This window comes from Pseudactinotalea sp. (assembly GCF_048594945.1).
Lineage (GTDB): Bacteria > Actinomycetota > Actinomycetes > Actinomycetales > Beutenbergiaceae > Pseudactinotalea.
The window spans coordinates 1-2,624 of record NZ_JBMDXJ010000461.1 but is presented as its reverse complement, the minus strand read 5'-3'; the positions used below and the strand labels follow the sequence as shown (position 1 = coordinate 2,624).

The following is a 2,624-nucleotide window of genomic DNA, read 5'->3' as shown; positions in this document are numbered from 1 at the left end:
GGCAGGATCGAGGCGCTCTGGGCTCTCTCCGGCGCTGTGGGTGGCGCGCCGCCCGCCCAGTTGCTGTCCCGGCTGTACTTCGACACGCTCACGCACGACGATCATGCGCTCGCGCTCCTGGCCGAGGTCGTCGGGCCCGATCGGCTGCTGCTCGGTACGGACTATCCCTTCGCCACGGGTGACCCGAGCGCGGCGGCGCGCGTGGTCCGATGGGCCGGAGCCGACCTGGTGACGCGCGATGCCGTGCTCGGCGGGACGCTGAGCAACCTGCTGGGCGAGGTTCGACGAAGGGCCTGAGCGACGCCGTCGCCGTTGTCCTCTTGACAGGCCAGACGCCCCGCTGATAGAAAGCGCTTTCAAATAGGCGATCAGTTCGACCTGCACCGCACACAGAGGAGTGAGCGATGAATGATGTCCGACTCGGCGTGATCATGAACGGCGTCACGGGGCGCATGGGGACCCGTCAGCACCTGGAACGCTCGATCGTGGCGATCCGCGACCAGGGAGGGCTCACCCTGCCGGACGGGCGGCGCATCGTCGTCGACCCCATCCTGGTGGGTCGCAACGAGGCCAAGGTGTCTGCGCTCGCGGAGCGGTTTGGGATCGAGCGCTGGACCACCGATCTGGAGAAGGCGCTGGCCGACCCCGACGACACGATCTACTTCGACTCCCAGACCACCGATCGCCGCTTCCACGACGTGGCGAAGGCCATCGAGGCAGGCAAGGACATCTTCTGCGAGAAGCCCACGGCGACCTCGCTCGCAGACGCGCTCGAGCTCGCCCGGCTCGCACGGAATGCGGGCGTCAAGGCCGGTGTGGTCCAGGACAAGCTGTTCCTTCCCGGCGTGATGAAGTTGAAGCGACTGCTCGACGGCGGCTTCTTCGGTGATCTGGTCAGCCTGCGCCTCAACTTCGGTTACTGGGTGTTCGAGGGCGACTGGCAGCCGATCAACCGGCCCTCCTGGAACTCACGCAAGGAGGATGGCGGCGGTCTGATCCTCGACATGTACCCGCACTGGCAGTACGTGCTCGGTCACCTGCTGGGTCCGGTCCGGTCTGTGCTCTGCCACTCGCAGGTGCACATCCCCACGCGCTGGGACGAGCAAGGGGAGGAGTACACGGCGACGGCCGAGGATGCCGCCTACGGGATGTTCAGGTTCGACGATCCGGTCTTCGCCCAGTTCACGACCTCCTGGGTCACCCGCCCGTACCGCGACGAGATCGCCGAGTGGCAGCTCGACGGCACCGACGGCAGCGCGATCGCCGGGCTGCGCGAGTGTCGCGTGCAGCCCCGGGGCACCACGCCGATGCCGGTGTGGAACCCCGACATCCCGAACCCCATCGACTTCCGGGCCGGCTGGGCGCAGGTGCCCGACAACGCGACCTTCGACAACGCCTTCAGGATCCAGTGGGAGATGTTCCTCAAGCACGTGGTCGACGACGCCAACCCGCATCCGTGGGACCTGCTCGAGGGCGCGAAGGGCGTGCAGCTCGCCGAGGCGGCGCAGCAGTCCGTCGACGAGCGCCGGTGGGTCGACATCCCAGAACTGACGCTCTGATGGCGACAGCGCCGGACATGCGGCGATTGAGCATCAACCAGGTCACCGTGCGGGACTGGTCGCTGACCGACGCGGCGGAAGGGTTGGCGCGGCACGGGATCGGTGGCATCGGTGTCTGGCTGGACAAGGTCGAGGAGCTCGGGCTCGAGCGCAGCGCGACGATGCTGCGTGCGCACGATCTGCGGGTCTCGAGCGTGTGCCGCGCCGGCTTCTTCACGACGCAGTCGGCGCCCGGCCAGGTCTCGGACGAGAACCGCCGCGCGATCGAGATCACCCGTGGCGTCGAAGCCGATTGTCTCTACGTGGTGTGCGGTGGCATGGCCGAGGACAACGACCTCGCCGGCGCCCGCGCCCGGGCGCTCGAGGGGCTGGCCGCCATGGCGGCCGAGGCCGAGGGGGCCGGCATCGGCCTCGCGCTGGAACCGCTGCACCCGATGATGACGGCGGACCGCTGCGTGGTGGTCTCGCTCGCCCAGGCGCTCGACATGGTCGAGGCGGTGGGTTCACCCGCCGTCGGCGTCGCCGTCGACTCCTACAACGTCTGGTGGGACCCGCAGCTGGCGGCTTCGCTCGAGCGTGCGGGCGACCGTGTGATCAGCTACCAGATCTGTGACTGGCTGGTGCCCCAGCCGCACCCGGTGTTCGGACGCGGGATCCCCGGCGACGGCGTGATCGACCTCGCCGGACTCACCCGCCAGGTCGATGCTCTTGGCTACCGCGGTCCGATCGAGGTGGAGATCTTCAACGAGGCTGTCTGGTCGAGTGACCCGGACCACGTGATCGGTCAGATCGCCGACCGGTTCCCGAGCGTGATCGCGTTCTGATGGGCTCAGGCGTGCGGGGCCGCGGTGCTGTCACGCAGCATCACGACGCCCTCGAACGCGACCGAGCGTCGCACGGGCGGGTCGGGCGAGATGGCGAGATCAACAGCCTGCTGCCCGACCTGCTCGAGCGGCAGCCGCACCGTGGTGAGCGCCGGGGTGAGGTCGGAGGCCACGGGCACGTCACCGAACCCGGCCACCGAGATGTCGTGGGGCACGGCAATCCCGAGACGCTGGAACCCGG

The 2,624-nt window shown here is 68.8% G+C and carries 4 protein-coding genes; 3 read left to right on the top strand and 1 reads right to left on the bottom strand.

Going from position 1 to position 2,624, the window contains the following annotated elements; all coding sequences use genetic code 11:
- The 3 genes from ACOJSN_RS20900 to ACOJSN_RS20890 form a co-directional block, all read left to right on the top strand.
- Positions 1–297: amidohydrolase family protein (locus ACOJSN_RS20900; RefSeq protein ID WP_420114410.1), on the top strand; the 297-nt coding region annotated here is incomplete at its 5' end.
- Between the two features lie 107 nt (positions 298–404).
- Positions 405–1,559 carry a Gfo/Idh/MocA family protein gene (locus tag ACOJSN_RS20895; protein WP_420114409.1) on the top strand — a complete coding sequence of 385 codons (1,155 nt, stop codon included), beginning with the start codon at positions 405–407 and terminating at the stop codon, positions 1,557–1,559.
- Positions 1,559–2,383, top strand: coding sequence for a sugar phosphate isomerase/epimerase family protein (locus tag ACOJSN_RS20890; RefSeq protein ID WP_420114408.1), 825 nt, complete (start codon positions 1,559–1,561; stop codon positions 2,381–2,383). Before ACOJSN_RS20895 ends, ACOJSN_RS20890 begins: the two co-directional genes overlap by 1 nt.
- A gap of 5 nt (positions 2,384–2,388) precedes the next feature.
- Here ACOJSN_RS20890 and ACOJSN_RS20885 read toward each other — a convergent pair.
- The coding region (locus ACOJSN_RS20885; protein ID WP_420114407.1) for a substrate-binding domain-containing protein at positions 2,389–2,624 on the bottom strand (236 nt) is incomplete at its 5' end.